The sequence below is a fragment of the Woronichinia naegeliana WA131 genome (assembly GCA_025370055.1).
Taxonomy (GTDB): domain Bacteria; phylum Cyanobacteriota; class Cyanobacteriia; order Cyanobacteriales; family Microcystaceae; genus Woronichinia; species Woronichinia naegeliana.
In genome coordinates this window covers 5269344-5289278 of record CP073041.1, presented here as the reverse complement: position 1 = coordinate 5289278, position 19935 = coordinate 5269344, and the positions used below count along the sequence as shown (strand labels likewise).

Below are 19935 nucleotides of genomic sequence, written 5' to 3'. Positions count from 1 at the left end.
ATCTGGCATCCATAAACTTCCCACTGTCCAGTTCCTATATCCGTTGGATATTTTATATCTGCTGGTGTACAAGTCGCATCTAACAATAACTTTCCTTCATTTTCTTTTTTTTCTGACGCTACACCCGTCGCTTTTTTTTCTATTTCTTTATTAATTTTATTTATTAATTCCATTCCTATTTTTTTACGAAAATGAACCATCATTGACGCATTAAATGCTTCTTTGCTACTATAGCTTTCCATTCCTATAAAGTACTGTAAATAAGGGTTCTCTTTTATTTGTTCTACTGTTTCTCTGTCACTTTTTCCTGAAATTTCTTTGATAATTAATGCTCCTAATGCCATTCTAAATGATTTGGCTGGGGCTCCTTTTTTTTCTGTGAAGTTTTTTGCATATTCTTCCTCATATTCTTCCCAAAGAATCATTTTTGACATTTCTATCCAACGATTTTCTTCGTCTAACTGCCCGCCGAACAGATTTTTCAAGTTTTCTGGTGTTTCAATTGAGTACTGTTGCTTTCGGTACATCTGCTTTCTCTCTTCTTAATGCAATGGTTTTGAGGCATTCTACCCTATTTTCGTGCATTCTAGCGGTTCTTAATTCGCCTACTATTTTTCTCCGTAAAGGTTTCAGCTTTTTTCAGCAAGCCCTAAATAGGAACAGCGATGACGAAGGACTTGTGGTACATTGTCAGAATTCCAACTCGCACCAGTAATTTTAAGACGATGACCAATTTGTTTAACTTGAGATTCGACAGAGCCAGAGCCAATAGAAATGCCCTCTGCCTGCAAATAACCATAATTGACAATCCGATGTTTATGCTTGTTTAAATAAATGATAAAATTCTCAGCTTGAGGCTCTGACCATCCCTCAAAACAGGAGATAGCGGCATCCACTTCACCCGTCCAAAGAAAAGACTTGACCTCCTCAATTCGCTGGAATGACCCCCCAACTTTATAGAGGTTTTCAATTAAGTGATACCAGTCCAAAATTTCAATTCGCTCATGTTTCTGTCCTATCTCACGAAATAAGTTCCAGATACCATCATGTCCATCTCCCAAACAAATTAAAGGCTTAGCCAAAATTTGAGAATTAACCAAATCTAATAAAGCCGAGTTATCTTGAAAAAAGGCAGCTACCCCCAATTGATGAAAACTGACTCCTTTATAATCACGCCAAATTAAGGGTTCTCCCTTGGGAGTTCTGAGTCGTACCTTCCCACCATCTATGCTAATTTCTTCGACTTCTGTGTTAGAGGGTAATTCTTCAAAATGATAGCGATGTACAAGGCGTTGTTGCGTACTGTGAGAAACAGCAATTCCCGTCAATGATTGGATTTTCTTAGCTGCTTTTTCATAAGACTCATCGCCACTCAGTAGCAAACAGTTCTTCTCTAACATTGGACTCATCTGAGTTCGAGGCTTTAGTTCTAATTTCTTCGCTTGTTTTTCTGTAATGGGCAATTCCCCCAAAATACTTTTTACTGTTCGTATCCGACCTGTGGTTTCCTCGGTACTTGTTTTGACAAAAAAATACCTATTTCTGGGTTGACATACTGAATCATTAAGTCTCTGACAGTCTCCTCTATTTCGCCCAAATTATTAAATGTTTTAACTTGAGATTGTTGATAGAGACATTCTCCCAACTCTTGACATAACTCTTGAATCCTTTTTTCATTTTCTGATAACACTGATAACATGAGATTGTTCCTCAATTGGGATAGATTTTGGAAAGTGGGTCTCGACTATTATACTCTCATTTCTTTTTTTGATAAAGTTCGATAAAGTTCAAAGTCTTATTTTTCTGCCCCATAAGTATTAATACTTATTGCATAAGTGAGATGCTCCCCTAACGGATAGCCTCTTCAATCCGATTACGAAAGAGCCTTAGCCAACTAATTGCCTCTTTGTTAAAAGGATTTTTCTGTTTAAAATGAAGATACAAACATCCTTTATATTGGTCAACAATTAAAGGGAAAATAACAATTTCTCTGATGCCTAAATCAAACGCTTTTGGATTATAATCTTTCAAGGATTTCGGTAAAGATGGCAATATCCTTTCCTGATTAGCTGCGATCGCTAATTGACCCTCGCCCCCGATACAAGGAGGACATTCTCGGATAAATTCACGCCCAATTAATTCAGAAAATACCTCGTAGGTGTAGGGAATTCGACCTGTTTTCATCTCTAAATACTTCTTCTTTCTAAGTACAGGACAAAAGGCTTGAAAAGTATACGAGAAAGGGGTTTCATGGAAGATGAACGTAATGTAAGAAAACCCATGAACCAATATAACGCATTGAAACAAGCCCTAAAACCCCATTTGGGATGGCATGGTGCCAGACTCTCCTTCCTAGCCTTGTTCTTACTCGCCCTCCTCAAAGTGAAAACGGTTAACCTTAAAGAATTGGCTCTGGGTTTTGAAGGTCGGGCATTGGTGGATTCTCATTACAAACGCTTACAACGCTTTTTCTCAGGATTTGAGCTGGATTACCATCACATTGCCCGTATTGTAGTCAGTTGGCTGGATATCCCTCAACCTTGGGTATTAAGTATTGACCGCACAACCTGGGAGTTTGGCAGTCATGGTTATAATATCCTCACTGTCGGCATTGTCCATGAAGGAGTAGCCATTCCCATCTTGTGGTGGATGCTTAGCAAGAAAAAGGGCAATTCTAACAGTGATGAACGAATGCGTTTTATCGAGGAGATGCTCAAGATTTTTCCCACCGCCCTGATTCGTTGTTTATGTGGCGACCGTGAGTTTATTGGTCAGGCTTGGCTTCGCTATCTTCTGCTCGAACCGCTACTGGCTTTCTGTCTGAGAATTCGGGCTACGGACAAGATTGAGCACAATGGCAAGCTTTTGGCCGCCAAAGTCATTTTTGCCCATCTTGCAAAAGAGTGAATCTCAACGTCTTCAAGGGAGTTGTCGGGTTTGGGGATATCCTGTTTCTGTAGAGGCTCTTCGCTTGCCTGATAATTCTCTACTCATCGTCATTGGACATCCCGATTCCCAAGGTCTTATTCACGATTATGCCCTGCGTTGGGGCATTGAAACCCTTTTTGGCATCTTTAAGACTCGTGGCTTTTGCTTGGAATCTACTCACTTTACTGACCCCAAGCGTCTTCGTAAGCTTTTGGCTTTACTGACTTTAGCTTTGGCTTGGTCTCTCAAAACTGGTCTAGCAATTCATCATCTTCATCCCATTCCCCTCAAGAAACATGGTCGCCTAGCGCAGAGTCTTTTTCGTCTTGGTTTTGACCATCTTCGTCATCTTGTTCTTAATCCTTCTCTACCCAATTTTTCTCTTTTTCTCGACTCCCTACATTTTTTGTCCTGTACTTAGTTCTTCTTTATGCTCCCATCAGTACCAATTTCCAAGATATTAGATTTTGGAGGCAAGCCTTCTAAAAAATGAAGGGTAGCTCCATCAGCCTTAACTTCTCTCATCGCAATTTTAGTAATCTCATCTAAAACACAAGGAAGCTGAGTTTCCCGAATTTTTAAAGCCCACTCACCCGCTTTTACAATTAGATCAATCACTTTGTCTTTTTCAATCAGAGCTAACGGGGAGTCAAAAGACCAATATCCAACCTCTATCGTTCCAATTACCTTGATTTCATTGCCGATATAGGATTTAGGTAATAAGACTTCCACAACACTATGTTGCCCATTCTCCTTTGGTTGATTTTGCTCACCTCCCTTAAACCAACTTTCATTAACCTTATGAGTAATCCACTTTTGATCAAAGTTGTTAAACCATTTCTGGTCATTGCAACCTTTATCATCTTGTACTAAGATTAGAGGCGTAAAAATCCGTATCGAGTCTTGGTGCTTGTACTTTTTGTAAACCCATTCATCAAAGCGATCGTCCCAGCCAGCAATAACTTCAGTGCGGCAAGTCTGGCAAATATCGGCTTGGATGTCTCTTAAATTATTAACAGGCTCTAAAAAGTGTCCGGCTTTTCCAGCCCAAGCGGCTCCTGTCACTGCTTCGATAATTTGTTCTTCAGGACGAACCAGTTGAATCGAGGCAAAACCAAAGCCTAGCTCACAACATTCCTTGATAATCTTCTCAAGAACAGCTTTTTGTTGAAATAGCGAATGAGTTGCCCGCTCAATCTGGTTTTCAATGCGAATTACGTTCTGCTCAACCTCCTTACCCGATAAATCGCGGGCAGAAGAATTATCCTTATGTGTCATTGCGTGTGCCATTGCTATAATCCTGATTTTCTTGGCTTTTTAGAATATAGCACAGACATTCTATTAATGGCAGATTTTTAAAAAATATATTCTGCAAATGTAGTTAGGCTTCTACTTTCCCTTGATGTGTAAGTGGTTCTGCAAAATAAATTACCCATTAGACAAGCCCAGAAGTCTTACTGTACAAGGATCGCTTGGTGTAAATAATTTTGTCGAGGTACTTATTAAATCGTACAGATAAAATCGTGAATAATTTTCTTAATTGGTTAAACTTTAAAACTGCGATCGCCCCTAACACAAGATAAAAAAGCGATCGCCCTTTCCTTCCTCTATGAAAATTTAAAACTGCGATCGCCTATTGCCGTCTTCATAGTAAAATCAAGCAAATGACAGGAGTAATATCAATAATGAAAGTTAAAGCCTTGATTTGGCAAGAAGACGGGGTTTGGTGCGGTTCCGTACCCGCTTTGCCAGGTTGTCATACCTGGGGAGAAAGTTATGAACAATTATTAGAAATGTTGCAAGATGCAGTTCAAGGCTGGCTTGAAGTTGCGAGTCAAGAAACAGAAATCGAAGCAGAAAAAGAGCTAATCGAATTATCATTATGAAATCTATCTCTGGTAAAGCTCTTTGTAAAATTGTTGAACGTTAAGGTTGGCAGTTAAAGCGTGTTAGTAGTAGCCATCATATTTATACAAAACAAGGAATGAGAGTCATTTTATCTATTCCTATTCATGGCAATAAAGATTTACCAATTGGTACTCTTAAAAGTATTTTAAAAGATGCTGATCTAACCGAAGATGACTTGAGATAGCAGAGATCGCTATCTTCTTCTGAATTAAAATTTAAAACCGCGATCGCCCCTAACACAAGATAAAAAAGCGATCATTCCTTACAAAGAATAAAACGTGATCGCCCTTTCCTTCCTCTATGAAAATTTAAAACCGCGATCGCAGAGCATAATCTTTTCTAACTTGTTATCATAAAACTAATTTCCTTACGAGTGATGGTTATGACTAAAACCTTTCGACAACAGGCTCTCGTTAAATCCCAGGGTAGAATTGAAATTCAAGATGATCGCTTACCAGAGGGAAAAACGGTTGAAGTGATTATTATCCTGGAGGAACAACCTAAAACCTTATCGGCTGAAGCATTGGCGATCGCTCGATTACCCTTGCTAAAGGATTCGAGTCAGTGGATCACCGTCATGGAACCCGGGCAAGAAATTGATGAAACGGCATTAAAAGAATGGATTGCCCATGAGCAAAAACAAGGGATTATATCTAATACAAATTTTTCCTGATGTACAATCAGACATTGCTAGCTTACCATCAGAATTACAGAAAAAATGGCCCCAATATTACAATATTTTGTCCTTAGATCCGTACAAAACACTAGGTTTTCCGAGTCATAGTTTAATCGGTAAACTCAGGGGATTTCGTGCCTTAGAGATTGACTGGAATCAGATTTCCTATCGCTTAGTTTATCGCATTTATGAAAAGCCATCACCACAACGAGTTATTATTGTAAGCTTTGCAGAACACGATGATGCCTATTTCCTAGCTAAACAGCGCAAATAATTGATGATTTTGGCGATCACTTTTTTTCTACTTGAATAGGCGATCGCCCTTCCCCTGTTGTTAAAAATTAAAAAAGCAATCATTCTTAAACAAAAGATAAAAAAGCGATCATTGTCAGTTTAATGATGCTCGATAAGAGCGATTAATGATTATCGGCAAGATGCTAGAATTTTTAAACAACAAAAAATTGATAACGATGCCCCAAATAACCCTTGATCTCCCCTTACCCATCCTTAATGCCCTCACAACCTATACCCAAGAACAGCAAACATCCTCTGCTGATACCGTCCAAACGGCCTTAGAATCCTTTCTAATCGCTAAAGGCTATTTAACCAAACCGCGAAAAACATTTCATCTTGATCCCGCTCCCATCGGTAGTGGCTATAATGATACCGCTATCAATCACGATGTTGTTTTAAACGAATTTATCCTCTCTCAAAAACTGAATCAGACCGAATCTTGAAAGCCATTCTTGCCGATACCACACCCCTCTATGGAGCCATAGATACTAGCGATCAATTTCATGCTAGAGCACAAGCAGAAATTCAACGTATTGCCACAGAAAAATTAATTGTTGTTGTTTCTTTTCCTGTTTATATTGAAGCCTATAGCCTAACTTTATATCGCTTAGGATTTGAACAAGCAACTCGTTTTAGCCAAAATTGCTTAGAGTCTGCTAATCTACTCAACCCCACAGAAGAACAATATTTAAAAGCCATTAAAAAAGTTCAACAATTTCCCGATCAAACCATTACCATTGTTGATGCTCTTACTGCTATCTTAGCCGATGAATTAAATATACCTGTCTGGACTTATGACTATCATTTTGACGTAATGAAAATCTCTGTATGGCGATAAATCTAAAATTTCTCCCCCTTTTGTTCAAAAAACAAACCAATCTAGTGCGATCGCCGTCTCCTGGCTGGAATGTGAAAGTGCGATCGCGTTTTTACACCTCACAATGATGATCCTTGCCAACGTTGAAGAGGAACACAATCAATCTCTAATTGATCCAGAGTCCTAGCCACAACAAAATCTACTAAATCTTCTATGGATTGGGGATGATGATACCAGGCCGGAATAGCGGGAACAATCCTCACGCCTGCCTCCGCTAAGGTCGTTAAATTCCGTAAATGGATAACACTAAAAGGGGTTTCACGGGGCACAATCACCAGAGGACGGCTTTCCTTGATTTGCACATCTGCCGCTCTTTCCAATAAATCCGAACTTAAACCGGCTGCCAGTTTGGCCACCGTACTCATACTGCAAGGAATGACAATCATTCCCAAGGTACGAAAAGAACCACTGGCAATGGTTGCTCCCACATCTCCCCAACGGTGACAATGCAATTTTCCCTGACTGATCACACCAGACTGCGATCGCCAAAATTCTTCCTGAGCTTCGGGTTCAGAGGGCATTCGGATCGCTTGTTCAGCTTGCCAAACCTGATAGGTTGCTTTGGATGCCACTAATTCAATAGCGTAATCGGCTTCCAATAAGTATTTGATGGTACGAACAGCATAGATCAAGCCAGAAGCTCCACTGACTCCCAAAATTAACGGTTTGGTCATGATTGTCTTAATGTTTAGCCAGGGTTTACACTGTTCTACAGAGTCAGAACTTAAAACAAAAACTTAAATCAATCCTTCCAATTCCAAATCTTCAATCATTTGTAATCCCCTCGGATCACCTAACCGCAACAGGGAAGCCTTAGCATCTTCTTTTACCCCAAAATCCTCATCCTCTACCAAAGCCTCAAGTAAAGCATCGATCGCCGTTGCATAGACGACGTTAGACGGTAATTCTCGGCAGAGTTGGCCGATCGCCCAGGCACAGTTACTCCGAACCGCAGACATCTTATCTCGACGCAGAGCCTCAATAATAGGAGGAATGGTTGAAATGACATCTTCGTAGGCCAAACTGGCAATCGGGGGTAAACTACTTGCCGCCCATAGACGCACCGCAGAAATATCTGTTTTTAAGGCGTGGATCAAGGGTTGTAAGGCCCGGCGATCGCGGCAATTCCCCAGGGCCCAAACCACACCTTTGCGGACATAGCCATTCCAATCCGTTGCTAAAAGGTGAATCAAAGGCTCCACCGCATCTACATGGGTATTTCTGCCCAAAGCGTAGGCTGTACTGACTCGCACTAGAGGGCAAATATCTCCCAATAGTTGAATCAGAGTAGGGATTGATCGCTCATCCTGTAATTCACAAAAAGCTCGTGCAGCCAGCATCCGTTGAGACGCATCCGGATCGGCCAGAAGCGACAACATTATTTCTGGATCAGGGGGAGGAGAGTCCGCCAGGTTATCAGCATCAAGCTGCTCTAACGGGTCATCGAAGTGATCCTCAAGGAGGCTTAGGTCATCATGATTACGCATACAGTTCTAGATTATCAGAGAAATGGGTTTTAAAACCCGTCTTTCTAGGGCGAGGGAGATGATTGCTAGGCTCAGAGCAGCGATCTCCCAAGACTTCCAGACTTCAGAAGCATGAATATTGACCGGCTTACAAACAATAATCCTTTAGCCATTGGCGAAATTCCCGTCCCAAGGCACTCATCGGCCTCTCCTCACTTTTTTCTACAAACTCAGAAATTCCCTCAATGACAGGTATAGAAGGAAAAATTTTACTGGTTAAAACATTAATATATCGCCCGTTTTCCAAGACACTAATCTCTAATTTGCCCCTTTCATAACGCCAAATTTCAGCTATTGCCAAGGCTTCATAGGCACTGATTTGCGTCATTGATGTTAAATCTACTTCAATTGCCAAATCAGGGACAGGAGCAACGGCCAGATCCAGTCGCTGTTTCCCAATCATGGCCTGATAATTCTGAATATAAAAACAATCATCAGGTTCAATCCCGGCCTGCATTGTTGGACTTTTAAAGGTAGTTGATCCCAAGGATTCCCACTCTAAATTTAACTCATCCAATAAAATCACTAACAAGTGAGAAATCAAAACTTTTGTTCGTTCGTGTCCTGGTAATGGCATCCGAAGCTCTAAAACTCCTTGGTAATAGGCGATATGGGAATGACGATGCTCTCCTAAATCTTCTAACGTCTCTTCAAATTCTTGCCAGCTAATATTTTCCAGCCTGACTCGCTGACCAGGCGCAACGTGAATTTGGGCGATCGCAATTTTGACTGGCATCTCTCCATCTCCAAAGAATTTCGTCGCGTCGGTAAATCAGAACTGCTTTACCCACGAGGTACTCACGAAGCAATATAAAAAACTTAATTGCTCAACTGGGTGCGACCTTTAGTTGATAAAAGCTGTTGTAATCAGGGTTCTACAGGGAACCCATATTGATCAAGTTTTGCCCAAAATTGACTCCATCGTTCCTTGGTCAATACCAAAGCTCGTAGGCTCAAAATAATTCCTGCTCCTTTTTCCTTCCATCGCATTCCTGAACAACATAATCGTTGTTTGACCAACGTCTTACAAGCTGCTTCCGTAACACCTGAACCAATCGGATACTTTTTCTCTAAGTATTCAGCATAATCCATTTGATGCTGATGATTCTCGTAATAAGTAATCGCCGCTTGTAGTTTCTCGGTAAGATTCTTAGAATGACTTTTTTCTTCTTTGACTTCTTTCATCAGATTTAGCAGTTCTCCTGCTTTTCCTTTTTCATGCTTGAGTTCTCGACAATTTTCAGTCAACCATTCTTTTTGTTTTGACACGGTATTCGGATGCAACGCTTCTGCCAACGCTCCTAAGTAACCAGAGGCATGATAGAAATCTAATATCTGTTCTTCCGTCTGCTTTTCTAAAAACTTCCAATTTGATTCTGCACCATCTGCTATACCGACAAATTTTGCCTCTGGATAACGGTTTTTCGCTCGCTCAATTTCTCTTTCCAATCTTTCTAGAAAACTCTTTTTTCCGTACTCTGGTGCCGCACCTAGATAGATTGTCTGTTGACGTTCTCCCTCACTATCGTATAGGGAAACGGTTCCCACCATTGCTTCACGGTAGCCATCCTCACACATCAGCATACAGGTTCCATCTAATCCTATTCCCACTGTTGCAATTTGGCTATCCTCCTTGGGCGGGGCATAACTCCACGCTTCTTCTTTTGCCTGTACCACACTTCCTACTGCTTCACTCAATCTTTGGATATAGGATAGCGCTACTTTTCTACCATGATTTTCTAATAAATCATTTTTCACCTCTTTGCCTGCCATCCCTGACATTTTTGAGGATACCTGTTTTGCCAATAATGGCGTTGATGTTATGATTATCCTTGCTTCTCTTTCTAAGGGGCAATACGTTTTTCCTCAAAGGTGAACGCTGATATACATGACGATTCACTATAACCTCACCATAAGGTGTTTGATATTCTTTCGGTTGCTCTCCCTTACTCTTCCAGATTTCTTCACCGATTTTTAAGGGTGAACCATCTGTATCTAAATATTTCAAGGCTTCTTTGCTGGCGATGCAACCTACTTCGTTTAAGCCTTTTTGAATATTTATTTCTGTATCCAACATTGAACGACTGAGTTCTAATGTTAGTTCTATTTTTATCTTTGAACCCTCTACATTAATTAGTTTTGCTGTCATCATTGTTTCCTCTTTGTCACTTTTCATCTCATGTTAACACTTTTCTTTTCCTTCATCAACTAAAGGTCACACCCGCTCAACTGTTTGATTATAGTTTTTCTGGACAAGGCGACGACTATCTCAGTTACTTCGATTTCGTGTCGTACTACAAACATGTCCAGTTAAGCGATCGCCTTCAGGCCATACCGAGCAATTCGGTTGAGATTGGTCTTTCTCCGGCCAAACTCGCTACTATAGAGGGATACCCTTGTTAAAATAAGATCTTGTCCATTCCTCGACACCAGGATTTAGGAGATATAAATAGTATGACCCAAGCCACAGAAACCAAACGTCAAGGAATCCAACTGAGTGAAACTGCCCTGAGACACGTCCTGATGTTACGAGAACAACAGGGTCAAGACCTTTGTTTGCGGGTGGGAGTGCGTCAAGGTGGTTGTTCCGGTATGTCCTACTTGATGGATTTTGAAGACCCTAGCAAGACTACGGAACATGATGAAGTCTTTGAATACGATGGGTTTAAGATTGTTTGCGATCGCAAAAGTTTACTTTATCTCTACGGTCTGATGCTGGACTATAGCAACGCTATGATCGGCGGCGGTTTCCAGTTCACCAATCCCAATGCCAATCAAACCTGTGGCTGTGGAAAATCCTTTGGGGTTTAAGGATGCTTCGTGATCCAGTATGGTAGATAGGGGACAGTCCATCACGTCCTCTTTTTTCTGCTTATTTTTCCCTACTGAACCTTACTCGTTACCTATGACTGAAACCGTTGAATTGGTAGTACAAGACTTTGAACAAGGGCTAGAACGTTATAAAGCCGGAGAAGATCCAATCACCCTCATTCCAGTATTTAAAGATATTTGCGATCGCGCCCCTCGCAATGCCACCGTGTGGGCCTGTTTGGCCTGGCTATATCTGCTTGCCGACAAACCACAAGCGGCCCTAAAAGCAGCCCAGAAAAGCGTTAAGATTGATGCCAAACATCCCCAAGCCCAGGTCAATTTAGTGCTGGCAATGTTAGAAAATAATCGTCCTGGTGTGCGTCCCCATGTGGAACTGGCAGGTCAAATTATGTCCTTAGATAAGGAAATCTACCAAACCGTGGCCGACAACATTGAAGATGGTCTAGAACGAAAACCAGACTGGAAAAATTTGCAACGGGTAAAAGCTTGGCTATTAACCTAAATGTTGGTATTAAACATCAGCCTAGCCTGTTTTAATTAATTTTCATAGAGGCAACATGACCACGACTATTCTACTGATTGAGGATGATCTTTTAGTTAGAAAAAATCTTCAGGACATTCTAGAATTGGAGAGTTTTCAGATCTTAGAGGCAAGTAATGGCAAAGAGGGCCTATTAATAGCCCAAACTCATCTTCCTGATCTGATTCTCTGTGATGTCATGATGCCAGAAATGGATGGTTATGAAGTCTTACAAAACCTCAGACAAAATCCCTCTACCAAAAATATTCCCTTAATTTTTCTAACTGCTAAATCGGAGCTAGAATCATTAAGAGCTGGCATGGATTTAGGGGCCGATGATTATTTAATCAAGCCCTACAGTATCAAGGCTCTGTTACTCTCAATTCGTCTGCGCTTAGATAAAAAGGCCAGCTTACAAGAAGAAGCTCAACAGGAATTGAGTGATTTTCGTTATCGTCTAACGCGATCGCTGCCCAAAAGATTAAATAATCTGATCTCTCCCTTACACAGTGTTGCCAATACTCTCAAGCAGTTAAGTGATAACCTAACCGTTCAGGAGATTGAGGAAATCGCTGAGAAAATCGAAAATAACTCGGTCGAAATTCATCGCCTATTTATTAATCTCTCTCTCTATTCCCAACTAGAGATGATTGCCAGCAATCCAAAGATGAGAGAAGCCTATCAAAGCAAACGCAGTCAATGTTTTCCCAGTGCTGTAATTACTAAAGTTGCCCAGTTAAAAGCTCAACAATATCAACGCCTACGAGATTTAAAACTGACCTTGCAGGATACCAAGATTGCCTTATCTGAAACCAATTTCAAAAAAATTATAGAAGAATTAAGTGATAACGCCTTCCGTTATTCTCTCCCTGGTTCAACGGTGGAAGTTGTCAGTCAAATAGATGAGTCTCGATATCGTTTATTCATTATCGATGCGGGTCAGGGCATGGAGTCAGAATTGTATGAAAATTGGATGGGAAATCCTAAAAGTTCCCTCAGTGATCCTAAAGGTAACTTAGAAGGTTTCGGTTTGGTTATTGCTAAATATTTAGTAGAATTAAATGGGGGACAACTACACATTGAAAGCATTCCCCAAAAGCAGACTATTGTTCATTTAACATTTTCTTTAATCAGCTAAGTTTATGGTACTTTCCCCCACGCTGTTAGTTGGACTTAAAGCCGATGATTTCCGTCATCCCCTCGATCTAGCTGCCACCAATTCTCTTAAACAGTTACCCGGATTTGATTTAGCCATTCGTGGTTTATTAGGCTCTGTTGCTGAACAGTTTTTTGCCCTCAATAATTTAGCCGCCAGTGTGCGGGTTAGTTCAAAACAATTACCCCATCTGCATGAATTGCTATTAGAGGCCTGTCGGATTTTAGATTTAGATCCCCCCCAACTCTATGTGCAGCAAAATCCGATTCCCAATGCCTATACCTTTGCGATGCGGGGCAAACAGCCATTTATGGTGCTGCATACGTCCTTAATTGAAATGCTCACGCCGGTTGAAATTCAAGCGGTTATGGCCCACGAATTGGGACACCTCAAATGTGAACATGGGGTTTATTTAACCCTAGCGAATCTGATTGCCTTGGCATCAGAACAATTGCCGATCTGGGGAACAATGATTGCCCAATCGCTACAATCTCAAATTTTGGAATGGGTACGTTGTGCTGAATTTAGTTGCGATCGCGCCGCTTTATTAGCGGTTCAAGATCCCAGGATTGTCATGTCTGTGCTGATGAAATTGGCCGGTGGTTCCCCCAGTTTAGCTCCACTGTTGAATTTGGATGCCTTTATTGAACAGGCCAGGGAATATCAGGCGATCAGTGAAACGGAATTAGGAACTATGCTAAAATCCATGCAAACCGAGGCCTTAACCCATCCGGTTCCGGTGCTTCGTGCCAAGGAAATTGATCGTTGGGCCAGTTCCCAAAATTATCAAGACTTGTTACAAGGCCCCCGTAGCCTCTATAATCAAAAAGACAAAACCCAGGGCGGCTGGCGAAATTGGTAGACGCACCACACTCAAAATGTGGCGAGGTAACCCCTCATGAGAGTTCGATTCTCTCGCTGCCCATAGTCTGATCAACAAATACCCCATTAACTCTCACTGTCTTTTTGAGCTTTAATTTCCATGACCTCAGCAAAAATCGGTATTATCGGCGGTAGTGGGCTTTATAAAATGGAGGCCCTCAAAGATATTCAGGAAGTGGCCCTCGAAACGCCCTTTGGCAAACCGTCTGATGCCCTCATGATGGGACAATTGTCTGGTGTACCAGTTGCTTTTTTAGCTCGTCATGGTCGTAATCACCATCTCACCCCTACGGAAATTCCCTTTCGAGCCAATATCCATGCCATGAAGCAATTGGGAGTTGAATATATTATCTCCGCTTCGGCCGTGGGATCTCTGCAAGCCGAGGTTAAACCTTTAGATCTGTTAGTTCCCGATCAATTTATTGACCGTACCCGCAATCGCATTTCTACCTTTTTTGGGGAAGGCATTGTGGCCCATATTGGTTTTGGTCATCCAATTTGCCCCGCATTAGCCCAGGTCTTACAGGATGCCATTACTAGTTTAAATTTGCCGGAGATTACCCTACATACCCAAGGAACTTATGTTTGTATGGAAGGGCCAGCCTTTTCAACCTTGGCGGAATCTAATCTTTATCGCAGTTGGGGGGGGACGGTAATTGGCATGACCAATTTACCAGAGGCTAAGTTAGCGAGAGAAGCAGAAATTGCCTATGCAACCCTAGCCTTAGTCACCGATTATGATTGCTGGCATCCCGACCATGACCATGTCACCGTCGAAATGATTTTAGATAATTTACATCGCAATGCGATCAATGCCCAGCAAGTGATTCAAGAAACGGTTCGTCGGCTGACGGAAAATCCACCGCTTTCTAAGGCCCATAATGCCTTAAAGTATGCGATTCTTACTCCCCTAGCTCAGGCTCCGGCAGCAACGAAGGAAAAACTAGGTTTATTCTTGCAAAAATATCTTTAAACTCCTTAATTTTTTGTCTCTTACTGCCAAAGGTATTTTGACGGCGATCGCAGTGGTGATAGCGATCATTGTGCGTCTTAGCTTAATTAGTCATGAAAGTAGCGACTATACCTATTTTCTCGAACCTTGGTATGATTATATACAAGCTCATGGCGGCTTTTGGGCCTTAAAAGATAATTTTAGTAATTACACGCCCCCCTATCTTTATCTATTGGTACTGGTTGTTACTTTTTTGGCTAATTTATCAAAAGTTATTGCCATTAAATTAATTAACTTTCCCTTTGAAATTATTTGTGGATTTTTCACCTATCAATTAGTTAAACTCCGTTATCCCCAGGGATCTCTCCCCTTACTAGCCCTATTAACCCTTCTTTTTGCCCCCACTCTTCTCTTAAATGGCTCTTTTTGGGGACAGTGTGACATTATCTACACCACGGGATTAGTGGCCTGTCTTTATTATTTATGTAAAAAACAGGAAAATCTAGCCCTGATTGCTTTTGGTTTAGCTCTAGCCTTTAAGCAGCAGGCTCTCTTTTTTCTCCCCGTGTTGATTATCTTAGGGCTTAAAAAATATATTTCTCTGCGATCTTTTCTCTGGATTCCCACTATTTACGCGATCGCTATTCTGCCTAGTTGGATTGCGGGCAGATCAGTCAAAGATTTACTCTTTATTTATCTTCAGCAAGCTAATACCTTTCAATTTCTCACGCTCAATGCGCCCAATCCTTACCTATGGGTTTCCAATCGCTATTTTGATAGTCTCGCACCTTTAGGGATTCTTTTGACAGTTCTTATTCTTACCAGTTTTATCCTGATCATTAATAGAATTAAATTTGAAGTGACAGCCGCTATTATTGTCCAAATTGCACTGATTTCTGTGTTAATCGTGCCTTATTGTTTACCGAAAATGCACGAACGCTATTTTTTTGCAGCCGATATTTTATCGATTATTTATGGCTTTTATTTTCCCCATTATTTCTTTGTGCCAATGACGATTACCTTTGTCTCGGCTATGAGTTATTTTCCGTTCCTGTTAGGCCCGGTTATTTTACCAATGAGCATTTTACCCATTTTACTGGCTGGGATAATCATTGCCCTCTTTTTTCATTTGAAGGTCAGTCTGGATGCGAGTCGAAATGGTAATTCAATTTAAGCTGAAGCAAAATCAACCTAAGCGATCGCGGTAATCCTGATAGCCAAATTCTCGCCATAGTTCAAAGCTACCGTCTTTTTTGAGTATGCCAATGGCTGGATGGGGAACGCCATTAAACATGGTTGTTTTGACTAGGGTATAGTGCATCATATCTTCAAAAATTAAGCGATCGCCGACTTGCAGAGCCTGATCAAAGCCGTAATCCCCCATAAAATCCCCCGCTAAACAACTAGATCCTCCCATGCGATAAATAGTTTCTCCGGCTTGTGGTTCGTGGGCATATCTAATGGCGGGACGATAGGGCATTTCTAAACAGTCTGGCATATGAGCGGTAAAGGAAACATCTAGCATGGCATGGGTAAATTCGGGTGTCGGAATGATATCTCTGACTTGACTCAATAAAAAGCCGGTTTCCCAAACGATCGCCGATCCAGGTTCTAAAATGAGGGATAAATGGGGATAACGTTGATGGAAATGATTAAGAACCGTAATGGCATGATCTAGATCATAATCCTGACGAGTCATTAAATGACCTCCCCCTAGATTTAACCAACGAATTTGGGATAACCAATGACCAAAATATTCTTCAATATAACCTAGGGTTTTTTCTAAGGCATAGGAATCACTTTCACACAGATTATGGGACAGAAAACCGGTAATTCCTGCTGGTAGGCGATCGCCTAATTGTTCAGGAGAAATGCCCAGACGGGAACCAGGAATACAGGGATTATATAAGGCCGTAGTAACAGGAGAATATTGGGGATTAATGCGTAAACCAATGCCTGGAATCTGGGGTGAATTCTGCACTAATGAGCGAAAGTTTTCCCATTGGCTGAGGGAATTAAAAACTAGATGAGTTGCCAAAGGTAAAATAGCTGGTAAATCTTCTTCTCGATAGGCCGGGGCATAAACATGAACTTCCTTGCCAAATTCTGCGGCTGCTAACTGAGCTTCCCACAAAGAACTGGCTGAGGCTCCCGCTAACACTTGACGAATCCAAGGAAAACTGGGAAAGAGGGCGAACCCTTTGAGGGCCAACATTACTTTCACTGGTGCTTGCTGTTGTACTCTCGCAAAAATGGCTAAGTTTCTTTCTAAGCAAGCTTCTTCTAAGACAAAGCAGGGAGAAGGGATGTTGAGAGGAAGATGGGTGATCATGGAAAGTTAAATATCTGGGAACGTTCACTCATTTTAAGATTTATCGGCCAGCATAGGAGAATATTGTCAGCTAAACTACTTTTCAAAATAAAAATCTTAACTTACAATGTCAAGTATAGTATGTATTAATTTTTCTGACATAATTAAACAAACTTTTCATACGCTTTAACCATTAAAAAATACTCAGTAAGGAGACAAGAATGTATCAGGTTACTGTTGATTATGCCAAAAGCCATTTGGATGAACTTTGCGATCATGCCATTATGGAACCCAAGGGGATAGCCATTACCAGAGGAGATCAAAAATATATTCTGGTCAATCAGGAAGAATGGGAATCACTGATGGAAACAGCCACATGGATGCAAGATGCTGATATTTTGTCCGATGTTGCTGCGGCTCGTCAAGATTATCAATGTAAGGAAGCATTGACAATGGAACAGGTTTTTGGAATCTCACTTGACTAAAGATGGCAAATTATCAGTTTTTATTTTCAAGACAGGCCAAAAAAGATATTACCGAACTCTCTCCAAAACAAAAAATAAAACTTCAGGAAATATTAATTGAAATATTAGCTGAAAATCCTTACCAAGGTAAGGCCCTCAAAGGAAGTTTGGCCGGACTACGTTCCTATCGTTTAAACCTTAAGGATAGAATCTTGTATGAAATTTATGAATCAGAAAAAACAATTCTGATTATTCGTGCTAAATCTCACTATGGGGATTAATACTATTTTCGGTTAATCAATTTCTTACATTTTAATTTGGGTTTTATTCAGGTTTATTCTATATGGAAAATCTTACTTTACAACTTCAGGGAATGCGCTGTGCCGCCTGTGCCTCAACCGTTGAAAGAGTCGTTAAAAAAGTTGTGGGTGTTTCATCCTGTCAGGTTAACTTTGCCCTCGAACAAGCTACCGTTGATTATGATCCTCAAGCTACAACGATGATCGCCATTCAAACTGCGATCGATAAAGCTGGTTATCAGAGTTTGCCCCTAGAGGTTAATAATGAGCAAGATGAGAAAATCAACCAGAAAAAAGTATTACAAACCCTGTATGTCCAGTTATTAATCGGTGGAATTGCTAGTTTTTTACTATTACTCGGTTCAATCCCGATGATGACAGGTTGGGGCATGAATTTTATCCCGACTTTTTTCCAGAATCCTTGGTTTCAATGGCTCTTAGCAACCCCTGTACAATTTTGGTGTGGAAAAGGTTTTTATCAAGGAGCGATTAAATCCTTAAAAACCCGTTCAGCGACGATGGATACCCTGGTTGTCTTGGGAACGAGTGCTGCTTATTTTTATTCCTTATTTACCCTGCTTTTTCCGCAGTTTTTAATGGAGCCAGGCTTAAGCCATCATGTTTATTTTGAAGCCTCTACCATTGTCATTACTTTGATTTTATTAGGACGATTTTTTGAGCAGCGAGCTAGACGGGAAACTTCAGACGCTATTCATAAATTAATGGGTTTACAGGTAAAAACAGCTCAACTTTTTCGTAATGGAGAAGTCGTTACCGTTCCCATTGAGGCGGTTCAAGTCGGCGATCTCATTCTTGTTCACCCAGGTGAGAAAATTCCTGTGGATGGTGAAATTATAGACGGCACCTCGACCATTGATGAAGCGATGGTGACAGGGGAAAGCTTACCGATTAAAAAAAGTATTGGCGATGAAGTTATTGGCGCAACCATTAATAAAAATGGCAGTTTAAAAATTCGTGCGACTCGTGTTGGCAAAGATACGGTTCTTGCTCAAATTGTTAAACTGGTTCAGCAGGCCCAAGCGTCTAAGGCCCCGATTCAAAAGTTAGCGGATCAAGTCACTCAATGGTTTGTTCCCGTCGTGCTTTTGGTTGCTTTGTTAACCTTTATTCTCTGGTTCGTTTTAGGTCATCATTTAACTTTTGCTATTTCCACCATGGTTGCAGTGTTAATTATTGCCTGTCCCTGCGCCTTAGGATTAGCAACCCCCACCTCGGTGATGGTCGGAACGGGAAAAGGAGCCGAATTTGGGATCTTAATTCGAGATGCCCAAAGTTTAGAATTGTCTCAAAAATTACAAACTATTGTCTTAGATAAAACGGGAACATTAACACAAGGAAAACCAACCGTCACAGATTTTATCAGTCTCCATGCTAACAACTCTATGACGGAACTTGAGTTAATTCAAGGAGCTGCTTCGATTGAAAAATATTCAGAACATCCTTTAGCAGAAGCGATTGTTAATTATGCCCAATCTCAACAAGTGACGCTGTTAGATATTCAGAATTTTACGGCGATCGCCGGTTGTGGGGTACAAGGTCAGGTGGGGGAAAACTGGATTCAATTGGGGACAGAACGCTGGTTTCAGGAATTGGGGATGATTACCGATGATTTAAAAGACGCTGAAACCCGTTGGGAAAAAGAGCAAAAAACCGTAGTTTGGCTGGCCATTAATCAACAACTACAAGCAATTGTCGGCATTGCTGACGCGCTGAAACCTTCTTCCCAGCAAGTTGTCGCCACCTTAAAAAAAATGGGTTTAGAAGTGGTCATGTTAACGGGAGATAATCAGGCTACGGCCCGGGCGATCGCCGATCAAGTGGGGATTTATCACCTGATTGCCGAAGTTCGTCCCGATGATAAAGCTAACCAGATCAAAAAATTACAACAGTCTGGCAAAATTGTGGCGATGGTAGGCGATGGTATTAATGATGCGCCAGCTTTGGCTCAGGCCGATGTGGGAATTTCTTTGGGGACTGGAACAGATGTAGCGATCGCAGCCAGTGATATTACCCTCATTTCGGGCGATCTCCAGGGCATTGTCACCGCGATTCAACTCAGTCGGGCCACCATGCGAAATATCCAACAAAACCTCTTTTTTGCCTTTATTTATAATGTAATTGGCATTCCCTTGGCTGCTGGTTTATTCTATCCCTGGTTTGGTTGGTTACTGAATCCTATTATTGCCGGAGCCGCAATGGCTTTTAGTTCAGTTTCTGTGGTGACAAATGCCCTCCGTTTGCGTCAATTTTGTCCCAAATATTCATCTGATTAGATCAGAAATTTTGTCA

General features: G+C 41.2%; 22 protein-coding genes, 1 tRNA gene and 3 pseudogenes. 17 read left to right on the top strand and 9 right to left on the bottom strand.

From position 1 onward, the window contains the following. Nucleotides 1–35: 35 nt before the first annotated feature. The 3 genes and pseudogenes from KA717_26535 to KA717_26525 all read right to left on the bottom strand — a co-directional run bounded on the left by KA717_26535 (nucleotide 36) and on the right by KA717_26525 (nucleotide 2184). A pseudogene (locus KA717_26535) lies at nucleotides 36–527 on the bottom strand (transposase). 102 nt (nucleotides 528–629) lie between these two features. Next, nucleotides 630–1690 (bottom strand): ISKra4 family transposase gene (locus KA717_26530; protein ID UXE64787.1). Its coding sequence is split into 2 segments (ribosomal slippage): nucleotides 630–1534 and nucleotides 1534–1690, totalling 1062 coding nucleotides; the frame shifts between segments, so codons are not numbered across the junction. A 158-nt stretch (nucleotides 1691–1848) separates the two neighbouring features. Beyond that, a complete protein-coding gene (locus tag KA717_26525) occupies nucleotides 1849–2184 on the bottom strand; it encodes a GAF domain-containing protein (GenBank protein ID UXE59378.1) in 336 nt (111 codons plus the stop codon). Between the two features lie 96 nt (nucleotides 2185–2280). Here KA717_26525 and KA717_26520 point away from each other — a divergent pair. After that, nucleotides 2281–3349, top strand: a pseudogene (locus tag KA717_26520) (IS4 family transposase). Here the strand turns inward: KA717_26520 and KA717_26515 are convergent. Further along, nucleotides 3346–4218 (bottom strand): hypothetical protein, encoded by an 873-nt coding sequence (locus tag KA717_26515; GenBank protein UXE59377.1) that lies wholly within the window; start codon nucleotides 4216–4218, stop codon nucleotides 3346–3348. The pseudogene KA717_26520 and the gene KA717_26515 overlap by 4 nt on opposite strands. Before the next feature lie 395 nt (nucleotides 4219–4613). Here KA717_26515 and KA717_26510 point away from each other — a divergent pair, with 395 nt between their 5' ends. The 6 genes from KA717_26510 to KA717_26485 all read left to right on the top strand — a co-directional run bounded on the left by KA717_26510 (nucleotide 4614) and on the right by KA717_26485 (nucleotide 6644). Continuing rightward, entirely contained in the window at nucleotides 4614–4814 is a 201-nt protein-coding gene (locus KA717_26510) for a type II toxin-antitoxin system HicB family antitoxin (GenBank protein UXE59376.1), read from the top strand. Between the two features lie 98 nt (nucleotides 4815–4912). Then, nucleotides 4913–5020, top strand: a complete 108-nt coding sequence (locus tag KA717_26505; protein ID UXE59375.1) for a type II toxin-antitoxin system HicA family toxin — start codon at nucleotides 4913–4915, stop codon at nucleotides 5018–5020. 198 nt (nucleotides 5021–5218) lie between these two features. Further along, entirely contained in the window at nucleotides 5219–5509 is a 291-nt protein-coding gene (locus KA717_26500; GenBank protein UXE59374.1) for a hypothetical protein, read from the top strand. Further along, the gene (locus tag KA717_26495) at nucleotides 5466–5786 is read left to right on the top strand and encodes a hypothetical protein (GenBank protein ID UXE59373.1); all 321 of its coding nucleotides are present in this window, start codon (nucleotides 5466–5468) and stop codon (nucleotides 5784–5786) included. The genes KA717_26500 and KA717_26495 overlap by 44 nt, the downstream gene beginning before the upstream one ends. 196 nt (nucleotides 5787–5982) lie before the next feature. After that, a complete protein-coding gene (locus KA717_26490) occupies nucleotides 5983–6249 on the top strand; it encodes a hypothetical protein (protein UXE59372.1) in 267 nt (88 codons plus the stop codon). Beyond that, the gene (locus KA717_26485) at nucleotides 6246–6644 is read left to right on the top strand and encodes a PIN domain-containing protein (protein UXE59371.1); all 399 of its coding nucleotides are present in this window, start codon (nucleotides 6246–6248) and stop codon (nucleotides 6642–6644) included. Before KA717_26490 ends, KA717_26485 begins: the two co-directional genes overlap by 4 nt. Nucleotides 6645–6742: 98 nt before the next feature. Here KA717_26485 and KA717_26480 read toward each other — a convergent pair whose 3' ends face one another. The 4 genes and pseudogenes from KA717_26480 to KA717_26465 form a co-directional block, all read right to left on the bottom strand. Further along, on the bottom strand, nucleotides 6743–7357 hold the full coding sequence (locus tag KA717_26480) for a UbiX family flavin prenyltransferase (GenBank protein UXE59370.1): 615 nt from the start codon (nucleotides 7355–7357) through the stop codon (nucleotides 6743–6745). Nucleotides 7358–7420: 63 nt separating this feature from the next. Next, entirely contained in the window at nucleotides 7421–8170 is a 750-nt protein-coding gene (locus KA717_26475) for a HEAT repeat domain-containing protein (GenBank protein ID UXE59369.1), read from the bottom strand. 127 nt (nucleotides 8171–8297) lie between these two features. Continuing rightward, entirely contained in the window at nucleotides 8298–8945 is a 648-nt protein-coding gene (locus KA717_26470; GenBank protein UXE59368.1) for a Uma2 family endonuclease, read from the bottom strand. A 131-nt stretch (nucleotides 8946–9076) separates the two neighbouring features. Then, nucleotides 9077–10358, bottom strand: a pseudogene (locus KA717_26465) (ISKra4 family transposase). A gap of 305 nt (nucleotides 10359–10663) precedes the next feature. Here KA717_26465 and KA717_26460 point away from each other — a divergent pair. From KA717_26460 to KA717_26430, 7 genes are all read left to right on the top strand, one after another. Further along, nucleotides 10664–11020 (top strand): iron-sulfur cluster assembly accessory protein, encoded by a 357-nt coding sequence (locus tag KA717_26460; protein ID UXE59367.1) that lies wholly within the window; start codon nucleotides 10664–10666, stop codon nucleotides 11018–11020. 94 nt (nucleotides 11021–11114) lie between these two features. Beyond that, on the top strand, nucleotides 11115–11543 hold the full coding sequence (locus KA717_26455; protein ID UXE59366.1) for a hypothetical protein: 429 nt from the start codon (nucleotides 11115–11117) through the stop codon (nucleotides 11541–11543). A gap of 55 nt (nucleotides 11544–11598) precedes the next feature. Next, nucleotides 11599–12699, top strand: a complete 1101-nt coding sequence (locus KA717_26450; GenBank protein UXE59365.1) for a response regulator — start codon at nucleotides 11599–11601, stop codon at nucleotides 12697–12699. Nucleotides 12700–12703: 4 nt separating this feature from the next. Next, nucleotides 12704–13579: a M48 family metallopeptidase gene (locus tag KA717_26445; protein ID UXE59364.1), complete on the top strand. Its 876-nt coding sequence runs from the start codon at nucleotides 12704–12706 to the stop codon at nucleotides 13577–13579. Further along, nucleotides 13558–13642: transfer RNA gene (locus KA717_26440), tRNA-Leu, on the top strand. Before KA717_26445 ends, KA717_26440 begins: the two co-directional genes overlap by 22 nt. Before the next feature lie 57 nt (nucleotides 13643–13699). Beyond that, nucleotides 13700–14572, top strand: a complete 873-nt coding sequence (locus KA717_26435; GenBank protein ID UXE59363.1) for an S-methyl-5'-thioadenosine phosphorylase — start codon at nucleotides 13700–13702, stop codon at nucleotides 14570–14572. 13 nt (nucleotides 14573–14585) lie between these two features. Next, a complete protein-coding gene (locus tag KA717_26430; protein ID UXE59362.1) occupies nucleotides 14586–15725 on the top strand; it encodes a hypothetical protein in 1140 nt (379 codons plus the stop codon). Nucleotides 15726–15737: 12 nt separating this feature from the next. On the opposite strand, the gene nspC is transcribed toward KA717_26430, so the two are convergent. Beyond that, nucleotides 15738–16883, bottom strand: coding sequence for a carboxynorspermidine decarboxylase (gene nspC, locus KA717_26425; GenBank protein UXE59361.1), 1146 nt, complete (start codon nucleotides 16881–16883; stop codon nucleotides 15738–15740). 200 nt (nucleotides 16884–17083) lie between these two features. On the opposite strand from nspC, the gene KA717_26420 reads away from it, so the two are divergent. The 3 genes from KA717_26420 (at nucleotide 17084) to KA717_26410 (ending at nucleotide 19919) form a co-directional block, all read left to right on the top strand. Then, entirely contained in the window at nucleotides 17084–17347 is a 264-nt protein-coding gene (locus tag KA717_26420; GenBank protein ID UXE59360.1) for a type II toxin-antitoxin system Phd/YefM family antitoxin, read from the top strand. 2 nt (nucleotides 17348–17349) lie between these two features. Beyond that, nucleotides 17350–17607: a type II toxin-antitoxin system mRNA interferase toxin, RelE/StbE family gene (locus tag KA717_26415; GenBank protein UXE59359.1), complete on the top strand. Its 258-nt coding sequence runs from the start codon at nucleotides 17350–17352 to the stop codon at nucleotides 17605–17607. A gap of 62 nt (nucleotides 17608–17669) precedes the next feature. Continuing rightward, a complete protein-coding gene (locus tag KA717_26410; protein ID UXE59358.1) occupies nucleotides 17670–19919 on the top strand; it encodes a heavy metal translocating P-type ATPase in 2250 nt (749 codons plus the stop codon). The last annotated feature ends 16 nt before the right edge of the window (nucleotides 19920–19935 follow it).

What these genes read in the sequence shown, in the direction of transcription:
- KA717_26445 (UXE59364.1), top strand. Translation starts at nt 12,704, where the DNA reads ATGGTACTTTCCCCCACGCTGTTAGTTGGACTTAAAGCCGATGATTTC.
- KA717_26435 (UXE59363.1), top strand. Translation starts at nt 13,700, where the DNA reads ATGACCTCAGCAAAAATCGGTATTATCGGCGGTAGTGGGCTTTATAAA.
- KA717_26480 (UXE59370.1), bottom strand. Translation starts at nt 7,357, where the DNA reads ATGACCAAACCGTTAATTTTGGGAGTCAGTGGAGCTTCTGGCTTGATC.
- KA717_26415 (UXE59359.1), top strand. Translation starts at nt 17,350, where the DNA reads ATGGCAAATTATCAGTTTTTATTTTCAAGACAGGCCAAAAAAGATATT.
- KA717_26490 (UXE59372.1), top strand. Translation starts at nt 5,983, where the DNA reads ATGCCCCAAATAACCCTTGATCTCCCCTTACCCATCCTTAATGCCCTC.
- KA717_26525 (UXE59378.1), bottom strand. Translation starts at nt 2,184, where the DNA reads ATGAAAACAGGTCGAATTCCCTACACCTACGAGGTATTTTCTGAATTA.
- KA717_26495 (UXE59373.1), top strand. Translation starts at nt 5,466, where the DNA reads ATGAGCAAAAACAAGGGATTATATCTAATACAAATTTTTCCTGATGTA.
- nspC (UXE59361.1), bottom strand. Translation starts at nt 16,883, where the DNA reads ATGATCACCCATCTTCCTCTCAACATCCCTTCTCCCTGCTTTGTCTTA.
- KA717_26515 (UXE59377.1), bottom strand. Translation starts at nt 4,218, where the DNA reads ATGGCACACGCAATGACACATAAGGATAATTCTTCTGCCCGCGATTTA.
- KA717_26510 (UXE59376.1), top strand. Translation starts at nt 4,614, where the DNA reads ATGAAAGTTAAAGCCTTGATTTGGCAAGAAGACGGGGTTTGGTGCGGT.
- KA717_26475 (UXE59369.1), bottom strand. Translation starts at nt 8,170, where the DNA reads ATGCGTAATCATGATGACCTAAGCCTCCTTGAGGATCACTTCGATGAC.
- KA717_26470 (UXE59368.1), bottom strand. Translation starts at nt 8,945, where the DNA reads ATGCCAGTCAAAATTGCGATCGCCCAAATTCACGTTGCGCCTGGTCAG.
- KA717_26505 (UXE59375.1), top strand. Translation starts at nt 4,913, where the DNA reads ATGAGAGTCATTTTATCTATTCCTATTCATGGCAATAAAGATTTACCA.
- KA717_26460 (UXE59367.1), top strand. Translation starts at nt 10,664, where the DNA reads ATGACCCAAGCCACAGAAACCAAACGTCAAGGAATCCAACTGAGTGAA.
- KA717_26450 (UXE59365.1), top strand. Translation starts at nt 11,599, where the DNA reads ATGACCACGACTATTCTACTGATTGAGGATGATCTTTTAGTTAGAAAA.
- KA717_26410 (UXE59358.1), top strand. Translation starts at nt 17,670, where the DNA reads ATGGAAAATCTTACTTTACAACTTCAGGGAATGCGCTGTGCCGCCTGT.
- KA717_26500 (UXE59374.1), top strand. Translation starts at nt 5,219, where the DNA reads ATGACTAAAACCTTTCGACAACAGGCTCTCGTTAAATCCCAGGGTAGA.
- KA717_26455 (UXE59366.1), top strand. Translation starts at nt 11,115, where the DNA reads ATGACTGAAACCGTTGAATTGGTAGTACAAGACTTTGAACAAGGGCTA.
- KA717_26420 (UXE59360.1), top strand. Translation starts at nt 17,084, where the DNA reads ATGTATCAGGTTACTGTTGATTATGCCAAAAGCCATTTGGATGAACTT.